Source organism: Fictibacillus sp. WQ 8-8 (assembly GCF_024494405.1).
Classification (GTDB): Bacteria; Bacillota; Bacilli; order Bacillales; family Fictibacillaceae; genus Fictibacillus_C; species Fictibacillus_C marinisediminis.
In genome coordinates, this window is the sequence record NZ_JAMXKG010000008.1 from 58,747 (window position 1) to 79,019 (window position 20,273).

Sequence of the window (20,273 nt, forward strand, 5' to 3'; positions counted from 1 at the left end):
TTCCCAATGTAACCCCTCCTGTTTTGAACAGCATGAATTTTCTGTATTCTTTCTTTCTAAATCTACCATATTACTTAGGTAAAGAGGATGTACTATATTACTAAAATGGCAAATTTTTCTCATAGCTTAATAGGACTAAAGAACTATAAAGCTCTTCTATTTAAAAATAGAAGAGCTTTATAGATTAATTATGAATTACTTATAGATTACAATTGCTCCTACTGAATCATCAGAAGCTTCTCCGTTCACACGAACCTTCAGACCGTAGTTTCCTGTGTTGCGGCCTGCGTCCGGCATGAATGGATTCGCAAATGATTTGCTGTCGTCAAACAGTGATACTGCTGATTGACTTGACTCAGTCAAAGTTTGAACACCTGGATAATCAATATTCAGACCGGATGTTTTATCCAATCCAAAGGCTGCATCTGCAATATGGAAGCGAGTGCTTGCTTCTGCTCCAGTGTTCCATTTCAAATCGTTGATATGAGAATCTACTACCCCTAGGAATCCGTCTCCAGGGTGAACGCCTGTCCAGTTGTCAGTATACGTCGGATCCACATACCATACGACTAAACCGCCATCATAGCTCATTAGAGAACTTCCGCGTTTAATGTGGGCAAGCCCTTCATCAACACCTTGTTGATTTCTCCATTCGAGCAAGTAGTAATGATCGCTGTATTTATTGCCGTCTGACTTCTCAAAGCCTTTTAACGTAAATGCAGAAGGATCCTTTTCAGCTCCATCATCTACTAAAGTTGTGCCGTCTGCCACGATTTTAATGTTATCTGCGAAGAAACCTGCCTGGCTTGTCCCCCAATCTGTTGCAGAACGAAGGCGCAGCTGGATCTTTTGCCCTTTGTAAGCAGACAGATCAAACGATTGAGCCTGCCATCCGTTTGAGTTCCCTGTAAATCCAGGCATAGAATTAAGGATGGTCGGGTAGCCTTCAGGAACCACGTCAGAACGAGTATGACTGTTTCCTAGAGACTTCCATGTAGCACCATTGTCAGTAGACACTTGCACAAAAGCAAAGTCCCATTGTTCTTCCATGTCATACCATGCATCAAAAGTAAGAGTAGCAGACTGTTTGCCTGTTAGATCTACGTTAGTAACCATAGAGTTGTCCATTTCATCTGCTTGTCCGCCCCAGTACTGGTAAGTGCCGGTTTTAGGGGTGTTGATTGCGGTCTTTTTCTTCGGCAGATTCACTTGAATGGCTTGATGGTTTAGGCCATTCGGTGTATTGGCCTGGTCTAAAAGGAATTGTGCTCCTTTAGTCGATACATCTTTCCAGTCAACAATAGTAGGAGTTGTCCAGTTTCCGCCAAGTGTAGTTTGAAAATAAGATTTCGCCCAAGGAGAGAATCCAGTTGGTTCTGCCCCTGGTACTTTACCTGCCCAAGATCCGCCTGACATGATGGACCAGTATCCAACTGCTTCGCCTGTTCCGGAGTAAATCGTGTCATATTCATCCGGAAGACCAAGGTCATGGCCGTATTCATGTGCGAAAACACCAGTGGCCCCATCTTCAGGCATCATTGTGTAATCGTAGAATCCAGGAAGACCATTGCCAAGTCCATCCGGATCAAAAAATTTAGCAGAACGGTGTGACCAAATTGCATTGTTACCTAGTGAACCGCCACCAGCTTCCTGTCCCATTCCGGCATGGATGATTTGCAGGTGGTCAACGAGGCCATCCTTCTCCCAATACTTACCGTCTCCATCTAAATCATGCGGATCCTCAAGATCGTAGTCACCAAGAGGTATCCCAGCATCTAGAGCTGCCTTATACACATCTACTACAAGCTGCTTGGAGCCGCCAGGTGTGACGTTGTCATGGCCGCCGGAAGCTCTATCAGCACCATAGAAAGCCGCGGTTCCTGGAACCTTCAGCCATCCGTACGCTTTTCCTTCAACAGTGTAAGAACCGCCAGATTGCTGTTCATAGTATTGTTTTTGTGAATTAAATTTTTCACCGTTAGGCCCTTTAACTCCGTCTTCACCGAAGATCATATCCTCGTAATGCTGAAGGTTATAATCTTTATAGTAGTTATCCGTCTCGTTCGGTTTAATGTTGTTATGAGGCGTATCTGCGTATTCAACGGTCAGTGTTAATAGTTTTCCTTTTTTAATAACCTCACCTGGTCCTTGGTCATCCACGGGATCTGGCTGTTTCTTATATTGCCCTTTCTTTTTGCCGTTTCCATGAAGGAGGCCGTTCGTGAACCCTTTGAACTCACGCTGTTTTTCAGCAGCTGCTGCCTTTGCTTTTGGAGCAAGCGGATCCTTCTCTTTCACAGCATCCGGTTTTCCTTTTAGCTCAAGGTAAGCATGAAGCGCCTTTTGTTTTTCCTTTTCAGAAGCATCCTTGGAGATGACTCCTTCTCTAATGAGCAAATCTATTAATTTATCATCGTTTACAATAGCCAGGTCTAGTGCGGAATGACTATTGCCGTAATGATTTGCAACCGTTTCCTGCATCGCCGTTTTTGCTTTTGCGTCTAAAGACCCTGTAAACACGGATGTGGAAACTAAACCTAATGATAGCCCAGTAATCGCCAGTGATGCTCCCAATCTCTTACTCCACTTTCCCAAATGTACCCCTCCTGATAGAAAATAATGAATATTTTGTTATTTCTTGCTATATAAAAGTATCACATCCCCAGTATTTTGAAATGCTACTAATTTACTATTATTAGAATATTTTTACTAGTTTGAAAATACACTTGTACATATAGAAAGGACTCCTGCCTCATAGGCAAAAGTCCACAAGCTTCTTATGACGTATTATTGAAAAGAAAAAACCAGGGGATAATCCCCTGGCTGCTAATTACTCGTCTGAAGAATCTTGATCTTCAGTAGAAATGCGAACAGTTGGCAGAATAACATTCTTGTTTACATCTTCTGACTTATTATCATCGTCTTCATTGTTTTGATCTTGATCATAGTCTTGGTCTTCATCTTCTTGCTGATTAGTTGCAGGCGCTACAGTATCATCTGATTTTTCGGCTTTTTCGCTTTCCTTGTCAGATGTACACGCCTTTTCTTCGTCTTCAACTTTAACAGCGTCTTCCTTCTCTGTTTCTTCCTCTTTCACTGCATCTTCGTCTTCATCTTTTACTGGCTCTGTAACCTTTTGATCTTCATCTTTGACTTCTTTTTCGTCTTTAAGATCTTCCGGAACAGTCACAACAATCTCTGTATCAGCTTCTTCTTGATCTTTGATTTGATCTTCTTGTTTCACTGGTTCAGACGGTTTCACTGCAGGCACAGCAGCATGTACTGCTGAGTTAGGGGCTGCATTTTTTTTCGCATTCTCACTTGCATGATAGGCTTGAGAATGAGCTTTATTTTCAGAAGAAGGGTTTGTTTTTTCTTTCTTTTCTTTCTTTACTTTTACTTCTTTTACAGGCTTCACTTTTTTTACTTTTACTTTTTCTGCTTTTACTTCTTTTTCTTCGGACTTGTGCACGTTTGGCTTTTTCACTTTTTCTTCATGTTTAACACCATGGACTGCGGAGTGTTTGTTTGCTTCTTTTGCTTTCTCACTCGCTTTTTGCGGTGCTTGAGGTGTTGCTGCATGAGTTTTAACGTGAGTTGTCACATGTGTTTTTACTGCTTTTTCACTGTGATGGCCTGGTGCTGCCGAAGTTGCTTCTCCCCCAGCTAATGCTGCAATAGAAAGTGTTCCTGCAAATACGAAAGATTTAATTAACATACCGTTCATTTTTTTCATGATTGTTTGCTCCTTCAATTCTTTTTTTATTTTTTGATTGATTTATTTATAAAAGAGTTGAAAGAGCATTTTGGGCGGCTGAGATGGAGGAGCATTCACCCATTGGCTTTTAAGAAAATCCCTATTTGACGCACCCAGCAGCTTTACTGAAGAGCCAGTTATTCGATCACTGTCCATTATGTATGCTTTAAAAGTAAAAAGAGTGGATGATTGTCCTCCGCTGTCCCGGTTGCTGCCAGAGTGGCCGGAAGAAGGCGAAGCACCCGGTAAAATCAACTTAGAAGATGGGTTTACAGGAATCTTCTTTGATAACGGTTTCAAAGGGCTGCTCGGCACTTTCTCCAGATGATTCCTGGGTTCTTTATGTTCGGCAGCCTTTGTTGCTTGACGGCTTTCCTTTTTTATAGAAGAAACAGGACTGACTTCCTTTTGTACTTCAATCTTTTCTTCGCCAGACGGTCTCGTAACAGCAGGTTTCATGTCTTTCTTTTTTTGCTGTATGGGTTTGACCGGTTGAACAGCCTTCTTGAAATCCCCTTTATTTCGTTCCGGCTGACGGCTGGCTGCAGGAGTTGGAGGAAGGATTTTGGTTTTTTGAGGAGCTTTTTCCGCCTTTACAGGACGGTGAGAAGGCACGGCCCTCTTATTAACCTTTTCCTTATGGTTCCGTATTGGTTTTGCAGGAGTCGTCTTTTCTTTCAGATGAGGAATGTTTTTAACCGTTTTTCTGCTGTTCTTCGTTTGTTGATCTTTTTCCTCTGCCGTTCGATTTACCTTTTGCACCTTTTCCAGTTTTTGCTGAGGCTGCTGTAAGGAATGTTGATTTTCTTTCGCCGCTGATACTTGCTGCGGAAGGAAGAGAAGAGCCGCGGCAGCTGCTCCTGCGAAAAAATAGCTTATTCTTTTCATCGTTTCACCCCCCTTCCTTTGTCTATATAAAAGATACTGTCGATATGTGCGTTTTATGTCGGTAACTTGAAAAAATAGTCGAATATTCCTATAAATGACTCCATTAGAAGGAATGGGAAGCCAGTAACAAGAATAGAAACTTAGAAAAGGAGGGATGAAAGATGGCTGCAAAATCTTTCGTTGAAAAGTATAAAGAAGATCATCAGCATCCCATGAATAAACTTACACACACCATCGGTATACCAATGATCGTTGTTTCGCTTCCGCTCTTTTTCTGGATGTGGAAAACAGCGCTCGCTTTATTTATCCTCGGCTGGGTGCTTCAATTTATCGGACACCTCTTTGAGGGCAAAAAACCCTCTTTTCTCAGCAACCCTGTCTATCTTCTTGTCGGGCCGGTCTGGTACGTTAAAAATATTCTTACAGGAAAAGCCTTTAAAAAAGATCAAACAGAAAAACCGCACCTGTAAAAAGGAGCGGTTTTTCTCATACTTATTTATTTCGTTCGATTTCTTCTACAATCTCTGAAAGCTCTTCCCAGCGGTTCATCGCTTGTTCCAGCTTATCCGCAACTTCCTGCTGCTCACGGAACAAACCATCAATCTTGCCGAAATCGCTTCCTGCTGAAGCAATCTGAGATTCGATTTCTTCGTGTTTCTCTTCTAATTCAGCAATGACGTTCTCGATGGTCTCCCATTCCTTTTGTTCTTTATAGGAGAGCCGGCGTGCTTTTTCTTTTTTCGGTTTAGCCTCTGTCGGAGTCTCGACTCTTACAGAAGATGCCTGTTCCTCTTCCTGCCTCTTCTGCTCCAAATAAGCCGAGTAATCTCCATCAAAGCGCCGCACCTCTCCGTTGCCCTCAAGTGCAAAGAGATGTTCCATCGTACGGTCAAGGAAATAACGGTCATGGGAAACGGTAATGACGGCACCGGGGAAATGCTCAAGATAGTCCTCTAATACTGATAATGTTTCTATGTCCAGATCGTTCGTCGGCTCATCCAGGAACAGGACATTCGGCTCTCCCATCAGAACACGCAGCAAATAGAGTCGCCGTCTTTCCCCTCCAGATAATCGGGAGATGTAGGTCCACTGTGCGCTAGGCGAAAATAAGAACCGTTCGAGCATTTGCGAGGCGGTAATGGACTGCCCGTCTTTCGTATAAATGACATCTGCAGCTTCACGAATATACTCAATCACCCTCAGATTCTCATCCATTTCTTCATGGTTTTGGGTATAGAACCCCAGTTTAACAGTCGGACCGGTTTCAACTTGGCCCGAATCCGGAAGAATCTTGCCGGCCAGGATGTTCAACAGTGTTGTTTTCCCGCTACCGTTCTTACCGATGATTCCAAGCCGGTCATCAGGCATCATAAGATAGCTGAAATCAGTAAAGAGAGTTTTCTCTCCGAACGATTTTGAAATTCCTTCAATCTCCATGACTTTTTTGCCAAGCCTGGCTGAGCCTATGGCCATTTCCATCTGGCCCTTCTGTGCAGGGCCCGAATGCTCCTGAAGAGTTTCCGCGCGTTGTATTCTCGCTTTCTGTTTCGTTGTGCGTGCTTTCGCTCCTCTTCTCAGCCAAGCCAGCTCACGGCGAAGCAGGTTCTGCCTTTTCTGTTCCGAGGAAGTCTCCCGCTCCTCTCGCTCTGCTTTTTTCTCCAGAAACATTTCATAGTTTCCTTCATAGCTGTAAAGGTTTCCTTCATCGAGCTCGATCATGCGGTTCGTTACCCGGTTCAAAAAGTAGCGGTCATGTGTCACCATCAGCAGAGCGCCACGATATTTGGCCAGGAAATCCTCCAGCCACTCTACCGTTTCATTATCAATATGGTTGGTCGGCTCATCCAAAATCAGCAGATCGGCAGGCTGAATGAGCGCCCGTGCAATGGCTACCCGTTTTTGCTGGCCGCCTGAAAGGGTGCTCACCTGTTGCTCCAAAGAGGCAATTCCAAGCCTGTTGAGGACCGTTTTTGCTGTTGTATTCGTGTCCCATGCATCCATGGCATCCATCTTCTGCTGAAGAGAAAACAGCTGCTTTTGGAATTTTTCGTTTTGCGGGTCGCTTTCCAGCTTTTTAATCGCCGTTTCATATTCCCTGAGAAGCTGCATTAACGGAGAACTTCCATAAAAAACAGCTTCAAGTACCGTCACTCCCTCTTCAAAGACCGGAGACTGCGGCAGGTATTCAATATGAAATTCATTAGCGTGTACTATTTCCCCTGTATCTGCGGTCTCCATTCCTGCAATAATTTTAAGGAGAGTGGATTTCCCGGTTCCGTTAACTCCAATGATACCAATTCTTTGTTTTTCGCTGACCGTAAAGGATATCTCATTAAAAAGGGTTTTGTCCCCATAGCTTTTTGATATATTTTCAACCGATAGTATACTCATTTTCACTCATACCTCATATCATTAGTTATCTGCCTCTATTGTATCAAAGATTAACAAGATGGCTCCAACTAAAGGAATTTTATCGGGTGAAAGGAAACAATTTCAAAAATATGGTTTAATGTAAAGAGATCACGGCAATTAATCTATTGTCCGATTATGGCGAAAGGGGGGGAGAAATGTGATGAGGAATGATCCATTTGATGCGGTCGGTATGTTTTTCGGCTTGTTTGGTGTTCTTTATGTGTTAGTGGCTTTATTTATGGTTGTATTAACGATCGTTTTTATCTTTAAAGCCATGGGCTTTATGAAACGAAAAAACGAAGCGGACCGCCTTACCAATGAAAGGCTTGAACGTTTGATTCAGCTTCAATCAAAAAGGGAAATTGATCCTTATAATGTTCAGGACTAATACATAGGGTACAGCATAAAGAAGGGATTGCGCGTTTTGCACAATCCCTTCTTCATTTTCAGTAAATCAATCACCATCAAAAATATTAAAGAGACCTTTGGCGAGGCTTCCTTCATCTTTGGACTGAGGAATCGCCGCGAATACCCTGCTCGCGAGTCTGCTGAACGGCAAGGACTGAATCCACACTTTCCCGGGACCTCTTAAGGTAGCAAAGAATAACCCTTCACCGCCGAATAATGCGGTTTTTACTCCCTTTACCATCTCAATGCTATAGTCTACGTCCTTCGTCATCGCAACAAGACAGCCTGTATCCACACGCAGCACTTCTCCAGGCTCCAGTGTTTTTTCATGAATGGTTCCGCCGGCATGAACGAAAGCCATTCCATCGCCTTCCAGCTTCTGCATGATAAATCCTTCACCGCCGAAAAAACCTGTACCAAGCTTGCGCTGAAGTTCAATTCCTACTGAGACACCTTTAGCAGCAGCCAAAAAAGCATCCTTCTGGCAAATGATCTTACCGCCATGTTCGCTCAAATCCATCGAAATAATTTTCCCCGGGTAAGGTGAAGCGAAGGAAACATGCTTTTTGCCTGAACCTTCATTCGTAAAGGTGGTCATAAACAGACTTTCACCTGTCAGCATCCGTTTACCGGCATTAAACAGCTTGCCCATTAACCCAGACCCTTGGCTTGATCCATCGCCAAAAATGGTTTCCATGCTGATGCCGTCTTCCATCATCATCAAGGCGCCTGCCTCAGCGACCACGGTTTCACTCGGATCAAGTTCCACCTCAACAAACTGCATGTCATCTCCATGAATCTTATAATCGATCTCATGATTGTTCATTTTGTCTTCCTCCTAAAGTATGTAAAAAAGTTACTGCCTCTTATACGGCTGATGACTTATTAAGTTTCACTTTAAGAATACTTCATTCTCCTCCTGTTTTCCTGTTTATAAAAAAACTTCCGAAATTAATAATCGGAAGCTTCCATATGTATCCCTATATGAATGAGTCTTACTGCGCTCCCTTTTTTGCGAGACCGGAACGCAAGGTATGACGAATAAACCATAAATTAATCAGTTCCACTTTCTTATTGTACTCTTTCATGTTCAAAGCGCCTTTCAGGTGTCTTTTTCGAATCAGAAAAAAGTACCTCTCGACAACCTGGCTGTAATCCATGTGATGCTCCTCCTCAAAGTTACAATTAATAGTCTTCTATACCCTTTATCGTTTTTTTCTAAGCTCGTTTTCCGCAAATTGGGGCAGACTATTGAAAAAGGAGGGATCATGTCGTTATGTCAGAAAAAGAAACAGATTATGAAGGCCGAAAAGAACTCTACCTTGATATCGACCGGATGATTAACGAAGGCATGGCTGGCGGTTCTGTCGCTCATGAATACGACTTAAAACAGATAAGTTATTCAACTGAAATCGGTGATGCAGAAGAACCCCCAATAAGACAGGATGAAGAAAACAAGTAAAAAAACAATCTGAAAAGGGGCTGTCCAAGAAGTCTGTAAGCTGTGATTTCCGTTCCAGGCTGCTCGCTTTCCGCGGGGCGTGCGGTGAGCCTCTTGGTGCAAGCACCGGCGGGAGTCTCACCTGTCACGCTAGTCCCGCAGGAGTCTCGCATCTTCCACTTCAATTAACTTTTCATTGAAGATTTTTCAAGCCAAAAAGGGGCTGCCTGAAGGACAATTTTCGACTTTCTGGACAGCCCCTTTCTTCGTATTAAGTTATCTTTCTCAATTCATTCACAGTTTTGATGAGCTCGTTATACCGTTCTTCAAGCACCTCTTTTTGGTCGCCTTTCCGCGGTATGGACAAGCGCCCCACAATATCAGCAAGCTCCAGTTCCAGAGCCAATAGTTCACCTTGGTTGATCGATGGAGCTTTATCCGGCTTTAGAGCCCGCTGCTGAAAAGCATCATAATTCCCTTCCGAAAATAACGCACTCTGATGATCCTGAAAGACAAGGACATGATCTGCCAATGCATTCATAAGGTGGCGGTCATGTGTCGAGAACAAGATGGTGCCCGGATAAGCTTTTAAAACCGTTTCCAGCGCCTCTCTGGTAAAAACGTCCAGATAATTCGTCGGCTCATCGAGCAGCAGAAGATTATAATCTCCAAGAAAAACCTTCGTCAATGCTGTTTTTACCCGTTCCCCCCCGCTCAGCACACTTACCTTTTTGTGAACATCTTCTCTTTTAAATAACAGCCGTGCGAGTACAGTCCGAATGAATTCCTCGGAATACGGGCTATTTTCAGAAACGTTCTCCAGAATAGAAAGATCTTCATTCAGGATGTTGAGCTGCTGATTAAAATATCCAATCTTCAAGGCCTTTGACAAAGATACTGCCGGGTGTGCAGATTGGATCATGCTGATCAGGGTGGACTTTCCGCAGCCGTTCGGACCAATAAGGGCTGTTCTGCTCCCGGTCTTTACAATAAATGAAATGCCAGCAAACAATAACTGGTCTCCAAAAGACCTTGAAGCGTCTTTTACCTGGATCGCCTGTTTAGCATGCACTGGCGTAAATTGCTGGATATCAAACTGAACGGCTTCCGTTTCTCTCGGCTTTTCCTTTTTCTCCAGCTGTTCTACCCGTTTTTCCATCGCTTTGACGTTCTTCATCATCGCCGCTTGCTTGCTTTTAACCCTTCCCCTGCCGAGATTGGCTTCTTTATAGCTCATCCGGCTCGGCTTTTTCTTCATGCTCTTTACTTTTTGTGTCTTTTCCCGTGCAGCTTCAAGCAGTCTTTGCTTTTCTTTCGTATACTCCCCATACTCAAAAAATTGACGGGTTCGCTCATGTTCTTTTTGTTTACGGTATGCTGAGTAGTTTCCTGAATAGAAGGTTGGAACTGTATTTTCGATCTCCAGGATCTTCGTGCAGATTTCATCAAGAAACGCCCGGTCATGCGAAATCAGCACAACGCCCCCAGGAAAGCTCTTCAATTCATTCTCCAGCTGCTGAATTCCCTGCAGATCCAGATGGCTTGTCGGTTCATCCAGAAATAAAAGGTCAGGGTTCTGCTGCAGGGCGGAGGCAATTTTCAACCGTGTTTTCTCGCCTCCACTCATGGTCAGCCATTCCTTGTCCTGAATTCCCCAGATTCTTTGCAAAGCTTCCGAAGGGCTCTCTTCCAGCTCATCTCCAAATTGCAAAACTGAAGAAATTCTTCCAAAGACATGAACACTGCCTGTATCTGCAGCTTCTTCCTTTGCTAAAATGTTCATCAGCGTTGATTTTCCGGCTCCGTTCAATCCTACGATGCCAATCCTGTCCCCTCTGTTGATTTTCAGCGGTTCTGAGAGTTTTATAATCAAGAGGTTACTGTATGACTTTTCAATATTTGCGGCTTCTAATAAAAGCATAAAAAAACCTCCCTGTTTTGATCAGAGAGGAAAAATTCGCACAAAAATAACGATACCTGTCCCGTAAAACCGGGTATCACGTAAAAAAAACAGGTATGAAAAATGGGCAAACTAATCCTATCCGAAGTTTAGATTCAAAAATGAATATAAAGTTCAATTAAAATAGGAGTTAGTTACGCATTGGACGATACACCTGTTCCTTTCTAGTTTTATCACCATCAGTTTAGTCGAATTTCCCAAAAATGTCAATCGGTCAATCATCAAATCTTCGGATGTCTACTTTTTTTGGTTTTTGACGATCAGCGGGCAGCCGATAAAGCTTAATGTACAAGAATCCTTTCTTATACGTCGCATGAATGGCGTCACTGCGGACCCGATACGGCAGTTCCACTTCTCTGCTAAAGGCTCCTGAACCGAACTCTTCCTTGGCTATTCTATATTTTCCTCCGATCAAGTTGGTTTTCCCTTTGATATGAACGCTCCTGTCATCCACATACACATCCACATCTTCCGCTTTCTCAAGGCCTGGAATGGCAGCAATGCATAAGAGCTCATTCTCAGATTCATAAATATTAACAGCCGGAAATCCCCGCTCTTCTTGCGGCTGGGACTGCTGTTGCTCCCTCTGTGTGTCTTCCTGCTGCTGGTAAGGAGAAAAGAAATTTTGGCCAAGGTACTGATCAGCAAACTTCTTCCACTCCATCATCTGTTTCCATGAATCCAATGGTATCCCTCCTTTCTTTGTTTATTAGCTGTAAACATTTATGAAGGTGCAGGGAGTTCGACAGCTGGGACCGCGGCAAGCGGAGGAGCTTCCCCGGTGAAGCCTCCTGTATTGTACAAGTTAGAAACAGGCCGGATCATGCCCGCACTGCCGATTTGCATGACGGATGAATTCTGAATCCCCTGTACCTTTAACTGATAGATGGTAATGGTCTGGTTAACAAACAGATTCAAGATTATTCCTCCCTCATTTGTCCATGGTCTTGCTTGTGCCTTGATACCGGTGATACTGGAACGATCGCCAGGTTTTTCGGATCGGGATTGGTTCGATAATCCCTTATATGCTTAACCCTCGACTCGAGGTCGATGTTTTGAATACCTCCAATATGAAGCATGGCAGCTGTTGATATACCCAAAATATCAATAACCCCTACTCGGATATAGGCAGGATCATTATATGATTCCATAGTGACTTCTTTCGGCGGCGTAGGCCTTGGGCGCGGTATAGTAAACGCCTGGTAGTTCGGAAAATTAATGAGTCCGCTTAACGCCAAATCAAAAGTCGGCTCATACTTCTGGATGGCCAGTGCCTGTGAAAAGGCAGCAAACTGGTCTGTATCCCCGATATTTACGATGGATGAAAATAACATTGAACGGATGTGAATATGATTGACCTCCGATGTTCTCGGTATCATATTATAGTGCTAGAGGAACGAGTGAGGTTCCGACCACCAGGGCTTCCGGTGGTGTATCAAATATGGAAGCCAGACAAATATGCCCGGCATCGCCAACCAAAACGAGCGAAGAGATACTCACCCCTACAATTTTAAGAGAGCCCACAGACAGTTCATGATTGATCACCTGGAATCTCATGGTTCTCACCCCCGATGTTATTGTTCTTTAAGCTTAAGATGAAATGCTCAATTCCTTTGTACACATCACCTTTCACTTTATTCTCAACGAGCAATATGCCCTCTTGGTTATGGGGAGGATATTTTTGAAGGTAATGCTCCAGCCTGCCCGGAAGCTGTGTCCGGATATCATTCAAAATCAGTTCACGATAAGATTCATCCAGTTTATGTTCTTGTTCCTCTTCTATTTTGGTTATGTCTTCCGGTGCCTCAATGTTCATATATTCTTCAAGGTTTGCCATGATTGCTGTATATTCCCGGCTTGAACTCATGGCGCCCGGGGGTGGTTTACTGCCGCCAACTGCGATGGATTCTCCGCCCACTGTAAAATCATCCACCATGTTTTTGCCGTCACTTTCAGAGCTCAGCCCAATGTTCAGCGTTCCGTCAAGCCTCTCAATTTTCAGCTGATCAAAAGAATATTGGATTTGTGTGGTCGGCTGGTCTTTTACTTTCTTCATATCCTTGGTCAATTCTTCAATCTGCTTTTCCAGTTCACATACTTTATCTTGCAGGCATTGAAGCTGCCCCTGCATCTGCTGGATATAATAGTATTGATTATAGCTATCCGACATAACATCATCTCCTTACTTAGTTTTATGCCGGATCTGCTGTAAATTTGCTTTTAAAATCAACACTTCTAGTTATTTGCAATATTCGTATTATCGAACTGATCCATATCGTACGTATTTGTAAGGTTGTAGCCCGTGTTCGTCCTTATGTTATCACCCGTGTTAAACGACCCTGCGCCTGCAAAGGTCTTCGCATTGCTGATAGGATTGATGGCCTGAACATCCCCGATATGGACAATGGAGCTGCTCGATACAGAGGCAATATTTATACTCCCTACGATTCCAGGCACTTCAAACCACCCCCTGCCAACAGTCTCCTCATATCATATGTCACTTTTTCCTAGGTGTTCACCCTCTTATCTGCTCACCCTTTAAGAATTTGCACATACATTAATAAGAGCAGCATGCAATCTATACGGTACTTCTAAAAGGGAGGTTCGTTCTCTTGCCATCACTGATCGTGGGGCCTGTAACCATTTCCTCTGTGCAAGCCGATGGAGTAGTTAACTTTGGTGACACCCTTGTCATTAACCCTAAAAGCACAAGCAAAGGGTATAGCGGCTCTGGAGGCGGAAATACAGGCAATTTCCTGCAAACCGTTACATTTATCAGTTCAACCAACACATTAGATACAGATGCTGTTGATTCGAACGTTGCCGGCAACGCCTAATTTACTGAATAAGGAGGGGTAAATCATGCCTGAAAATGGCGGACCCATCATGCCATTCTTTAATGAGAAGTCATTGGGAACGTGGGTAAAATCTTTAGAACAATTCATTGATAAAAGCTTTGAGCATTACCAGACAATGGTTGACCATCTATCGTTCCCCTTAGAGATTCAGGAGACCAAAAATGAGTTTATCGCCTACGCCAACCTCGAAAACTATGATCAAAGCCAAATTCAAATCGAGGTGCTGGAACGCGCACTTAAAATTATTGCATTTGCTTCTGAATCCAATCGCTTTGCCGATGATAAAAACAATATCACTCAATTCAAACAGGCGAATAAACGAGTCGAGCGACTTGTCCCGCTGCCTTTTGCTGTAAAACAGGAAGACGTGCGAGCCACGTACGGGAACGGTGTCTTAAAAATCCGTGTTAAGAAAAGAAAGCCTTCTGCACACTATATTGATATTCAGCCTGAAATTGAAGGATAACAATTGTGATTGAACCGCCATCTGAAAAGCAGAGGGAATCCGCGAGATTGCGCTTGTGCCCCTCTGCTTTTTAGGTTTTTTACAGTGGAAGGAGATCCGGGAGGGTTCTTTTTTCATAAAAGAGCGGTAGGAAGACATAATTGAGCGAAAGACAGAGATAATTGAGCCAAACTGATCAGGAATTGAGCCTAACCCGAAATAAATGAGCCTAACTAAAATTCAAGCTCTTCACACCTGCAAAATCAACCGGCTTTTATCATCCCCAGCTTACTCATCCTTACATAAAATAAATTACATTTTACTAGGTTGAATATCTTGTACACTCTTGCCAGACCTACATATGCTGTAACTACAGAAATAAAATTTAAATAGATTGGAACGATTTCATGCACCAGATGAATCCTTACGGGTACGGACAGTATCCGCAGTACGGCATGCAGCCTGGAATGGGCTATGGACAGCCAGGCTATCCTGGTTACCCTGGCCAAGCTTACGGCCAGGGCGGATATATGGGAGCAGGTTACCATGGGATGGTCCCGGGTTTTGGCCAAGGTGTTTACGGAGGCTATCCTATACAGAATCCTGCATACCCTCAGCAGTATACAAAACCGCCTCAAGGCGGCGGAGGATGCGGCTGCGGCGGCAGATAAAAAAAACAACCGGAGACACCTCCGGTTGTTTTTTTACATGGTTATTTGTGAGTTAAGGCTCTCTAAAAACCATTTTTCCGTAAAGTCCACGAGTGGCTTTTGCCGAATCAGACGGGTTTCAGCAGACCCTGCAAGTCCTTTATTAACCTCAGAGCCGTGATGACTCTCAAATTCATGGCCGATCTGGTCAAACAGTTCTTCCCTGGTTTCTATTTTTTTATAAGTCTTCCAAACTCTTTGTCCTGATTCCATAACAGGGCTCCCCGTTTCCAATCCCTTTTGTCCGGGAATGCGGTATTCGGCCAGATGCATCGATGTATTGCTGCCATAGCCGACACCAATCAGCAGAACATAACCATCACGGTTATAGATTCCTGCCAGGGGGGAACTTTCACCAAACCCTTCATCTAATGCGTGATTTTCCATAAGTATTTCTTTGTCTTTCCCCCAAGCCGCAAAGGAAACGGTCGGATGTCCGCTTCTTATGACACCGGGAAACGACCGGAAGGCATCCACAATGGCCCCCATCGAAAACGTTGGAGTAATGGAAGGTTCATAGGCTGGCATTTCGTCACGGATCGTTTGCCACCAATCCTGAGGTACCGGCGGGTTTTCCCATTCGGAAGGATCAGAATAATCCACGGACTGGGTGGGCATCACCAGATTACCTTCCTCTGTTATGACATCCATTAATGCCTGAACGACTGCTACAGGCCCACCGCAAACCCATCCGATCTTGCGTAAAGAAGAATGAACGATCACGGTCATTCCTTTTTTCAGTCCCAATTGCTTAAAATCTTCCCTTAAAGAAGTCCGAGTTCTCGGATACGATTCATTTATCATTTACTTCTCCGCCTTTATCTTCCCATTTTGCTCATACCCTTAATTTTACCAGTTTCCTTTCTATTTGAAAGACAATCGATAAAAAACACTTCTCTTCCTTCTCTTCATACGATAGATAGACACAGCATACACCTATACGGAAAGGAGGGATTGGAATGAGCATGCCCAATGATGGGAATCAGCCTTACCCAAAACCATCCGTAGAACAGTTCAACACCTGCGGTCCTCAGCCTTATTGTGCGGGGCTTGGCGATATCGCTCCCGTATTTACCGCACCATCGATTCAGGACGGGGAGATCAAGGATGTTCGCCTGGAAGATTTTCACAGCAAATGGGTAATTTTGTTTTTTTACGGCAGTGATTTCACCTTTGTCTGACCGACAGAACTAGCGGCGGTCGCCGCTTTATACGGTGAGCTCAAGAAACTGAACACTGAAGTGCTCGGCATCAGTACGGACAGCGTGTTTTCTCATAAAGTATTTAAAGAAGTCTCACCTCTTGCTGGTAAGGTCCAATATCCGCTGGTCAGCGACCGAAACCACCTCATCAGCCGCGCCTATAGAGTATTGGACGCCCACAGCGGTGCCGCAGTAAGGGCTACAATCATCGTCGGCCCCGATGGTTATATTGCCAGCAAACTCATCTATCCTTCCGAAGTCGGACGGAACGCCTACGAAATTCTGCGGCTTATTCAAGCCCTCCAATATGGTGAACACTCTCAAACCAGTATTCCGGCAAACTGGGTTCCCGGCATGCCCGGCCTCAACATGAACACAGAGGATATTGGAAGGTTTTAACAGAAATCCTGAAGGGACCGTTATGACCCGACAAGCGTCTGATTACGTAAAATAAAGGAAGTACTTAGTCTTTTCCGCTCTGATTTCCCTCTGTTTTTCTTGTAAAAACGCTGTTGTTTGGGAAATCGGAGCTTTTTTTTGCTAAATAGCCTGTCCAAAGGTAAGGAACAGCCGCTGGATTTTCATTTACAAGCGGAAATGAATAATTTACAAGCCGAAATGAAGAAAATACTGTCCAAAATCATAAAATACCCGCCGAAATTACAGCTTTACCCGCCAAACGGATATTATGTAAACTAAATGGTATCACCCGATCCACCTCAACTACCAAAAAAAAGCTGACCCGCCAGCCGGATAAACGGCGTGCAAGAGTCAGCTCCCTACCATTACTTCAATCGGTAGACGCGGGCTTCATATGGTTTCAACTCAATGGACTGAATCTGCTCTTGATCATCGACCTCATAGTTGTTGATCAAAAGTTCATGTGCTTCATACGCCACATGCTCCGGCATCTCAAACACCGGGCCGTCTCCAGAGAAGTTCAGGATCACTACTAGCTTCTCATCACCAAGTGTTCTCGTATACGCATAGATTTGAGGATGATCCTCTAAGATGAGGTCATAGCTGCCATAAACGATAATCTCGTTTTCTTTGCGCAGCTGGATCAGCTTCTTATAGTAGTGGTAGACAGAAACAGGATCTTCTACCGCTTGCTTCGCGTTGATCTCTTTGTAGTTCGGATTCACCTTAAGCCAAGGTGTTCCTTCCGTGAAACCTGCATTTTCACTGTCATCCCATTGGATGGGCGTACGGGCATTGTCTCGTCCTTTAACATAGATGGATTTCATGACCTGGCCTGGGTCCTCACCGCCATCTATCACTTTTTCATGGTACATATTGAGTGTTTCAATGTCCTGGTACTCCTCTATCGTCTCAAATTGAACGTTGGTCATACCGATCTCTTCCCCTTGATACACATAAGGCGTTCCCTGCATCATATGAAGGAAAGTCGCAAGCATTTTTGCCGATTCTACACGGTATTCTTTGTCGTTGCCGAAACGGGAAACCATGCGCGGCTGGTCATGGTTATTCAGGTATAAACTGTTCCAGCCCTTTCCTTCGAGTCCTTTTTGCCATTTCGTAAACGTAGCTTTTAAGTCTTTCAGTTCAAGAGGCTTCAAGTCCCACTTTCCACCCGGGCCTGCATCAAGGTCCACATGCTCGAACTGGAACACCATATTCAGCTCGTCCCGCTCGTCTGCGGTATAGAGCGCTGCTTCTTCTGTATCAACGCCCGGCATCTCTCCTACGGTCATTACGTCATAATGGGAAAGCACCTCTTTGTTCATTTCCTGCATATATTCATGGATGCGCGGTCCGTTCATAAAATAGTCACCGCCCCAGGCGTATGTTTTCCCGCTTGGATTATGTGCTTCAGGAAGTCCTGGCACTTTAGAAATGAAGTTGATCACATCCATGCGGAAGCCATCGATCCCTTTGTCGAGCCAGAACTTCATCATGTCATATACTTCTTCACGCAGCTTTGGATTCTCCCAGTTGAGATCAGGCTGCTTCTTACTGAAAAGGTGCAGGTAGTACTCTCCTGTCGCTTCATTATACTGCCAGGCCGATCCGCTGAAACATGATTCCCAGTTGTTCGGTTCAGCACCGTCTTTGCCGGGACGCCAGATAAAGTAGTCGCGGTAAGGGTTGTCTTTTGACTTTCGGGATTCCTGGAACCACGGATGTTCGTCGGAAGAATGATTGACGACAAGATCCATGATGAGCTTGAGGCCGCGTTGATGCATTTCATCGAGCAGCCGCTCCCAATCCTCCATCGTACCAAATTCATCCATAATCTTTTTGTAATCACTGATATCATAGCCATTATCATCGTTCGGGCTTTTATAGACTGGCGACAGCCAGATTACATCGATGCCAAGATCCTTTAAATAATCCAGCTTTTCAATAATTCCGTTGATGTCTCCAATCCCGTCGCCATTCGAATCATTAAAACTTCTAGGGTAAATTTGATAGACCGTACTATCTTTCCACCATGTCTTTTTCATTAGTAGACCCACTCCATTTTATAGAATAAAACTAGCAAAACTTATTTCACAGCTCCGCGGGTCACACCGCTGATGATCCATTTTTGCGCAAAAAGGTAAACGATGATCATCGGCGAGAGCGCCATTAAATACGAGGCAAACGCTAGGTTATAGTTCGTTGTGAACTGAGATTGAAACACATACTGCACGAGCGGCAGTGTCATCGAATCCCGATTGTTTAGAATAACGAGCGGCAGCAGGAAGTCGTTCCAAGCCCATAGACAAGTCAAGATGCCGACCGTCGCATTGATGGGGGCAAGGAGAGGAAAGATAACTTTCCAAAAGACCTTCCACGTGCTTGCGCCATCCACATAGGCTGCTTCCTCAAGGGAATAGGGAATGGACCTGATATAGCCGACATAAATAAAAATGTTAAAAGCAAGCCCGTACACGATGTACAAAAAGATAAGTCCCGCCATGTTGTTCAAACCTAAGAAACTCGTTTCCTTTACAACCGGCAGCATAATGATCGGGAACGGGACGAACATCGCGCTGACAAAATAGTAGTACAGCATTTTGAAAAACTTGCGGTGCATGTTCCTTGCAATCGCATAAGCGACCATGGAATTGGTCAAAAGCGTGAAGGCGACCGTAAACACCGTAACAAGTGCACTGTTCCGGAACGCATGGAAGAAGTTGGTGAGCCGGATCGCTTCCTTAAAGTTCTGCCAATGAAAGCTCTCAGGCAGGGCGAGCAGAGACTGCCCCATTTCCTCCGGTGTTTTTAATGCCGTCACCACCGTCAGATACAGCGGAAATAAAATGAACAGTGAAAAGATGATCAACAAAATGGTCAGCGGCCAATTCACTTTTCGGCTCATTACATGGTCACCTCTCTTTTCTGCAGAAACTTAATTTGAATAATGGAAACAGCAACGATGATGATGAAATAAATGACAGAGTTCGCAGCCTGGTAAGCAAACTCTCCTCCCTGGAAGCCGCCTTTATAGATGAGGATTGAGATAGCTTCTGTTGCCTGGCCAGGGCCTCCCCCAGTCAGTGCGATAATATGGTCGAACACCATTAAGAAGTTTTTCATCGCAAGCACCATGTTAATGGTGAAAAAGGACGCTATGAGCGGGAAGGTGATATGGCGGAACGAATGCCATTTCCCTGCCCCATCAAGGCTCGCTGCTTCGTACAGATCAGAGGGAATCGTCTGTAAGCCTGCCAGATACAAAATTGTATTGAAAGCTACTGCCTGCCAGACGGCTACAATCACGATTCCGATCCAAGCCAGGTCGGGATTTCCGAGTATATTTTCAGTGAGTGAATTAATGCCTGCCTTTTCCGCGATCTGAGGCACAAAGAAAGCAAAAATGTAGTTAAAAATATAACCGACAATCAAGATGCTTAAAATGTTGGGGATAAAGAAAATCCCTCTCAGTGTATTCCTGTACTTAATCTTGGCGTTCAATCCCATCGCGATCATCAGGCTGATGACGTTTACTAGAATCGTAGCGATGATTGCAAATTTAAACGTAAATCCGTAAGAAGCGAACACACGGTCATCCTGAAACAGGTTCAAGTAATTTTTCAATCCGATAAACTCATAATCTCCATAGCCTTTATAATTGGTGAAGCTGTAGATGATCCCTTGGATGACAGGGATCGTATGGAAGATAAAAAACAAACAGACCGCCGGCAGAGCCATCCAGTAAAAAGCCTTGCTGTTCTTTTTCATT

At 44.2% G+C, this 20,273-nt stretch carries 24 protein-coding genes; 7 read left to right on the forward strand and 17 right to left on the reverse strand.

All coding sequences use genetic code 11. The features are described 5' to 3' along the window. Positions 1-195: 195 nt before the first annotated feature. From M1K46_RS17675 to M1K46_RS17685, 3 genes are all read right to left on the reverse strand, one after another. The gene (locus M1K46_RS17675) at positions 196-2,595 is read right to left on the reverse strand and encodes an immune inhibitor A domain-containing protein (protein ID WP_256227054.1); all 2,400 of its coding nucleotides are present in this window, start codon (positions 2,593-2,595) and stop codon (positions 196-198) included. 235 nt (positions 2,596-2,830) lie between these two features. Further along, positions 2,831-3,736 carry a hypothetical protein gene (locus tag M1K46_RS17680; RefSeq protein WP_256227055.1) on the reverse strand — a complete coding sequence of 302 codons (906 nt, stop codon included), beginning with the start codon at positions 3,734-3,736 and terminating at the stop codon, positions 2,831-2,833. Between the two features lie 42 nt (positions 3,737-3,778). Next, positions 3,779-4,645: a hypothetical protein gene (locus M1K46_RS17685; protein WP_256227057.1), complete on the reverse strand. Its 867-nt coding sequence runs from the start codon at positions 4,643-4,645 to the stop codon at positions 3,779-3,781. Between the two features lie 161 nt (positions 4,646-4,806). On the opposite strand from M1K46_RS17685, the gene M1K46_RS17690 reads away from it, so the two are divergent. Further along, positions 4,807-5,115 (forward strand): Mpo1-like protein, encoded by a 309-nt coding sequence (locus M1K46_RS17690; protein ID WP_062238605.1) that lies wholly within the window; start codon positions 4,807-4,809, stop codon positions 5,113-5,115. 22 nt (positions 5,116-5,137) lie between these two features. Here M1K46_RS17690 and M1K46_RS17695 read toward each other — a convergent pair whose 3' ends face one another. Beyond that, on the reverse strand, positions 5,138-7,036 hold the full coding sequence (locus tag M1K46_RS17695; RefSeq protein WP_256227170.1) for an ABC-F family ATP-binding cassette domain-containing protein: 1,899 nt from the start codon (positions 7,034-7,036) through the stop codon (positions 5,138-5,140). A 181-nt stretch (positions 7,037-7,217) separates the two neighbouring features. On the opposite strand from M1K46_RS17695, the gene M1K46_RS17700 reads away from it, so the two are divergent. After that, the gene (locus M1K46_RS17700) at positions 7,218-7,445 is read left to right on the forward strand and encodes a hypothetical protein (protein ID WP_256227058.1); all 228 of its coding nucleotides are present in this window, start codon (positions 7,218-7,220) and stop codon (positions 7,443-7,445) included. Positions 7,446-7,511: 66 nt separating this feature from the next. Here M1K46_RS17700 and M1K46_RS17705 read toward each other — a convergent pair whose 3' ends face one another. Both M1K46_RS17705 and M1K46_RS17710 read right to left on the reverse strand, forming a co-directional pair. Beyond that, positions 7,512-8,291, reverse strand: a complete 780-nt coding sequence (locus M1K46_RS17705; protein ID WP_053355701.1) for a TIGR00266 family protein — start codon at positions 8,289-8,291, stop codon at positions 7,512-7,514. Between the two features lie 169 nt (positions 8,292-8,460). Continuing rightward, entirely contained in the window at positions 8,461-8,625 is a 165-nt protein-coding gene (locus tag M1K46_RS17710) for a hypothetical protein (RefSeq protein WP_156316262.1), read from the reverse strand. 116 nt (positions 8,626-8,741) lie between these two features. On the opposite strand from M1K46_RS17710, the gene M1K46_RS17715 reads away from it, so the two are divergent. Beyond that, positions 8,742-8,927, forward strand: a complete 186-nt coding sequence (locus M1K46_RS17715; RefSeq protein ID WP_053355702.1) for a hypothetical protein — start codon at positions 8,742-8,744, stop codon at positions 8,925-8,927. A gap of 250 nt (positions 8,928-9,177) precedes the next feature. Here M1K46_RS17715 and abc-f read toward each other — a convergent pair whose 3' ends face one another. From abc-f to M1K46_RS17750, 7 genes are all read right to left on the reverse strand, one after another. Continuing rightward, positions 9,178-10,827, reverse strand: coding sequence for a ribosomal protection-like ABC-F family protein (abc-f, locus tag M1K46_RS17720; RefSeq protein WP_256227059.1), 1,650 nt, complete (start codon positions 10,825-10,827; stop codon positions 9,178-9,180). A 253-nt stretch (positions 10,828-11,080) separates the two neighbouring features. Continuing rightward, the gene (locus M1K46_RS17725; protein WP_053355704.1) at positions 11,081-11,551 is read right to left on the reverse strand and encodes an Hsp20/alpha crystallin family protein; all 471 of its coding nucleotides are present in this window, start codon (positions 11,549-11,551) and stop codon (positions 11,081-11,083) included. Positions 11,552-11,589: 38 nt separating this feature from the next. Next, a complete protein-coding gene (locus M1K46_RS17730) occupies positions 11,590-11,784 on the reverse strand; it encodes a spore germination protein GerPB (protein WP_062238614.1) in 195 nt (64 codons plus the stop codon). A 2-nt stretch (positions 11,785-11,786) separates the two neighbouring features. Continuing rightward, positions 11,787-12,245, reverse strand: a complete 459-nt coding sequence (locus M1K46_RS17735) for a spore germination protein GerPE (protein ID WP_091007890.1) — start codon at positions 12,243-12,245, stop codon at positions 11,787-11,789. Between the two features lies 1 nt (position 12,246). Next, positions 12,247-12,423: a hypothetical protein gene (locus tag M1K46_RS17740; protein ID WP_053355707.1), complete on the reverse strand. Its 177-nt coding sequence runs from the start codon at positions 12,421-12,423 to the stop codon at positions 12,247-12,249. Further along, positions 12,398-13,036, reverse strand: coding sequence for a spore germination protein GerPC (gene gerPC, locus M1K46_RS17745; RefSeq protein ID WP_062238619.1), 639 nt, complete (start codon positions 13,034-13,036; stop codon positions 12,398-12,400). The genes M1K46_RS17740 and gerPC overlap by 26 nt, the downstream gene beginning before the upstream one ends. A 65-nt stretch (positions 13,037-13,101) precedes the next feature. Then, complete coding sequence (locus tag M1K46_RS17750; RefSeq protein WP_053355709.1) at positions 13,102-13,323, reverse strand: spore germination protein; 222 nt, start codon at positions 13,321-13,323, stop codon at positions 13,102-13,104. Between the two features lie 155 nt (positions 13,324-13,478). On the opposite strand from M1K46_RS17750, the gene M1K46_RS17755 reads away from it, so the two are divergent. From M1K46_RS17755 to M1K46_RS17765, 3 genes are all read left to right on the forward strand, one after another. Then, positions 13,479-13,703 (forward strand): spore germination protein, encoded by a 225-nt coding sequence (locus tag M1K46_RS17755; protein ID WP_053355710.1) that lies wholly within the window; start codon positions 13,479-13,481, stop codon positions 13,701-13,703. Positions 13,704-13,728: 25 nt separating this feature from the next. Beyond that, on the forward strand, positions 13,729-14,190 hold the full coding sequence (locus M1K46_RS17760) for an Hsp20/alpha crystallin family protein (protein ID WP_053355711.1): 462 nt from the start codon (positions 13,729-13,731) through the stop codon (positions 14,188-14,190). Between the two features lie 386 nt (positions 14,191-14,576). Further along, a complete protein-coding gene (locus M1K46_RS17765; protein WP_256227066.1) occupies positions 14,577-14,840 on the forward strand; it encodes a hypothetical protein in 264 nt (87 codons plus the stop codon). 33 nt (positions 14,841-14,873) lie between these two features. Here M1K46_RS17765 and M1K46_RS17770 read toward each other — a convergent pair whose 3' ends face one another. After that, the gene (locus M1K46_RS17770) at positions 14,874-15,683 is read right to left on the reverse strand and encodes an aminoglycoside N(3)-acetyltransferase (protein WP_256227067.1); all 810 of its coding nucleotides are present in this window, start codon (positions 15,681-15,683) and stop codon (positions 14,874-14,876) included. Positions 15,684-15,838: 155 nt separating this feature from the next. On the opposite strand from M1K46_RS17770, the gene M1K46_RS17775 reads away from it, so the two are divergent. Next, complete coding sequence (locus M1K46_RS17775) at positions 15,839-16,480, forward strand: peroxiredoxin (protein WP_256227068.1); 642 nt, start codon at positions 15,839-15,841, stop codon at positions 16,478-16,480. Positions 16,481-16,866: 386 nt separating this feature from the next. Here the strand turns inward: M1K46_RS17775 and M1K46_RS17780 are convergent, their stop codons facing one another. From M1K46_RS17780 to M1K46_RS17790, 3 genes are read right to left on the reverse strand one after another with little or no spacing between them, the layout of a single operon-like run. After that, positions 16,867-18,549 (reverse strand): glycoside hydrolase family 13 protein, encoded by a 1,683-nt coding sequence (locus M1K46_RS17780; RefSeq protein WP_256227069.1) that lies wholly within the window; start codon positions 18,547-18,549, stop codon positions 16,867-16,869. 41 nt (positions 18,550-18,590) lie between these two features. Beyond that, positions 18,591-19,409 carry a carbohydrate ABC transporter permease gene (locus M1K46_RS17785; protein ID WP_256227071.1) on the reverse strand — a complete coding sequence of 273 codons (819 nt, stop codon included), beginning with the start codon at positions 19,407-19,409 and terminating at the stop codon, positions 18,591-18,593. After that, a complete protein-coding gene (locus M1K46_RS17790; protein WP_256227072.1) occupies positions 19,409-20,272 on the reverse strand; it encodes a carbohydrate ABC transporter permease in 864 nt (287 codons plus the stop codon). Before M1K46_RS17790 ends, M1K46_RS17785 begins: the two co-directional genes overlap by 1 nt. Position 20,273 lies beyond the last annotated feature (1 nt).